Source organism: Jatrophihabitans sp. (assembly GCF_051960575.1).
Lineage (GTDB): Bacteria > Actinomycetota > Actinomycetes > Mycobacteriales > Jatrophihabitantaceae > JBQCEE01.
On record NZ_JBQCEE010000289.1, the window covers coordinates 1 to 2,669 of the forward strand.

2 protein-coding genes and 2 pseudogenes are annotated in these 2,669 nt (G+C 74.0%); all 4 read left to right on the forward strand.

The genetic code is table 11. The features are described 5' to 3' along the window. Positions 1-193: pseudogene (locus ACTHMS_RS16250) on the forward strand (hypothetical protein); the annotation flags it as partial. 112 nt (positions 194-305) lie between these two features. Then, positions 306-1,544 (forward strand): phosphoribosylamine--glycine ligase, encoded by a 1,239-nt coding sequence (purD, locus tag ACTHMS_RS16255; RefSeq protein WP_440307710.1) that lies wholly within the window; start codon positions 306-308, stop codon positions 1,542-1,544. A gap of 64 nt (positions 1,545-1,608) precedes the next feature. Continuing rightward, the gene (locus ACTHMS_RS16260) at positions 1,609-2,256 is read left to right on the forward strand and encodes a hypothetical protein (RefSeq protein ID WP_440307711.1); all 648 of its coding nucleotides are present in this window, start codon (positions 1,609-1,611) and stop codon (positions 2,254-2,256) included. 85 nt (positions 2,257-2,341) lie between these two features. Then, positions 2,342-2,669, forward strand: a pseudogene (locus ACTHMS_RS16265) (adenylosuccinate lyase); the annotation flags it as partial.

The window sequence follows — 2,669 nt, forward strand, 5'->3', positions numbered from 1 at the left end:
GGTCGTCGGCGCCGGACAGATCTGGGTCGTCGACCGCAACGCCGGCACCCTGACCGCCTACAACAAGGTCACCGGCCACAAGAACGCGACGGTGTCGGTCGGCGCGGTCGGCCACTTCCCGACCGCAGCCCTGTACGGCCAGTACATCGTCGTGCCCACGCAGAGCGGCCTCACCATCGCTAAGGAGTCATGACCGGACGCCGCCCCGTGCGCCCCAGTGATGCGACGGGCCATCGAGTGACGCGATGTTCCGCACCACTCGGTGCGACATCGCATCACTCGCGTCCCCGTTAGGCTGCTCGCTCGTGCGCGTCCTCGTCCTCGGTTCCGGCGCCCGCGAGCACGCCCTGTGCCTCGCCCTGGCCCACGACCCCGCCGTCACGTCGCTCGTGTGTGCACCGGGCAACGCCGGCACGGCGGCGGTCGCCGAGCAACGCGGCGTCGACGCGACCGACGGGGCCGCGGTCGCCGCACTGGCCCGTGAGCTGGACGCCGACCTCGTCGTGATCGGCCCCGAGGCGCCGCTGGTCGCAGGGGTCGCCGACGCGGTGCGCGACGCCGGCATCGCGGTCTTCGGGCCGTCCGCGGCCGCCGCGCGGCTCGAGGGCAGCAAGGCGTTCGCGAAGGACGTCATGGCGGCCGCCGGGGTACCGACCGCGGCGGCGAGGGTGTGCGAGACGCCCGACGAGGTCGCCGCCGCGCTGGACGGGTTCGGCGCGCCGTACGTCGTGAAGGACGACGGCTTGGCCGCCGGGAAGGGCGTCGTCGTCACGTCCGACCGGGACGAGGCGCTCGCCCACGCCGCCGCCTGCGGACGCGTCGTCGTCGAGGAGTACCTGGACGGCCCGGAGGTCTCGCTCTTCTGCGTCAGCGACGGCACGTCGGTCGTGCCCCTGCTGCCGGCGCAGGACTTCAAGCGCATCGGCGACGGCGACACCGGGCCCAACACCGGCGGCATGGGCGCCTACGCCCCGCTCGACTGGCTGCCGGACGGCTTCGTGGACGAGGTCGTCCGCACCGTCGCCGAACCCACGATCGCCGAGCTCGCCCGCCGGGGGACGCCGTTCACCGGGCTGCTCTACTGCGGTCTCGCCGTCACCCGCCGCGGCGTGCGGGTGATCGAGTTCAACGCCCGGTTCGGCGACCCGGAGACGCAGGTGGTGCTCGCCCTGCTCGACTCGCCGATCACCGAGCTGCTGCTCTGGTCGGCGCGCGGCGGTGCCGTGCCCGCGCCGCGCTGGCGCGACGCGGCCGCGGTCACCGTCGTGCTCGCGGCGTCGGGGTACCCCGGCACGCCACGCACGGGCGACGTGCTGACCGGTGCCGAACAGGCCGGGGTGATCCACGCCGGCACCCGGCGCCGCGACGACGGTGCGATCGTCGCGAGCGGCGGGCGGGTGCTGTCGATGACGGCCACCGGACCGACGCTCGCCGAGGCACGCGACGCGGCCTACGCCCTGGCCGGCACCGTGCACCTCGACGGCGGACAGCTGCGGCGCGACATCGCCGCGCGGGCCGTCGCCGGCGACATCCGCCTGCCCTGACCCCGTCCGCACCCCGCACCGCCGCTGGTTGCCGCACGCCACGCGCGCGGCGCACCCTGTCGTGGTGGGGCGCGTCGAGTTCCTGGACGACGCCGGCAGCGACCTCCCGGTCGAGGAGGAGCTGACCGGCGGGCTGCCCCGCGGCCTGGGGTGGTTGTTCGGCGTCGGCGCGCTCGTCCTCGTCGTGGTCCTGAGCATCGTCGCCACCCACGACGGCTCGAAGCCGAAGCGACGCGAGGCGATCTTCATCGCGCCGTCGCCCTCGGTGACGACGTCCGACGACCACCGCTTCGACCAGCCGCTCGTCGATCCGGCCCGCGTCGACGCCTGCCCGAAGCTCGTCCTCTGCTCGCGGCTCGACCACGTCTCGGACAACTTCGTCGCCGCCGTGCGCGAGGCGCTGCCCGCGGCGCGGCCGACCCGTGCGCTCAACGTCGAGTTCGTCCGCAAGGGCGACTTCGGGCTCTCGGTCTGGTACCGCAAGGCCGACTTCGTCGCCGGCGCGCGCAAGCTGACGGTGATCGTCCAGCAGGTGACGCCCGACGACCAGACCCACGAAGACGCCTACACGATCGGACGCGAGCGCCTGCGCCGGGTCGAACGGGTGCTGCCCGGCCGCACGGTGATCGTCATCGTGTCCGGCGGAGGTCGATTCCCGAGCTTCCAGCAGATGGAGGCGCTCGCCTTCGACCTGCGCCTCATCACCGTCTGACGCGGCCCGGCGTCCGGCAAGGGACAATGGCGCGGTGAAGCCTGCGATCCCCGACGTCCTCGCCGCGCGCTACGCCTCGACCGCCATGGCCACCATCTGGTCGCCGGCGCACAAGGTCGTGCTCGAGCGCGAGCTGTGGCTGGCGGTGCTGCAGGCCCAGGCCGAGCTCGGGGTGCCGGTGCCCGACGGCGCGATCGAGGCCTACCGCGCCGTCGTCGAGCGCGGCACCGACGCCGTCGACCTCGACAGCATCGCCGCGCGCGAGCGGGTCACCCGGCACGACGTCAAGGCGCGCATCGAGGAGTTCGCCGCGCTCGCCGGGCACGAGCAGATCCACAAGGGCATGACCAGCCGCGACCTCACCGAGAACGTCGAGCAGCTGCAGGTGCGCCGCTCGCTCGAGCTCGTGCGGC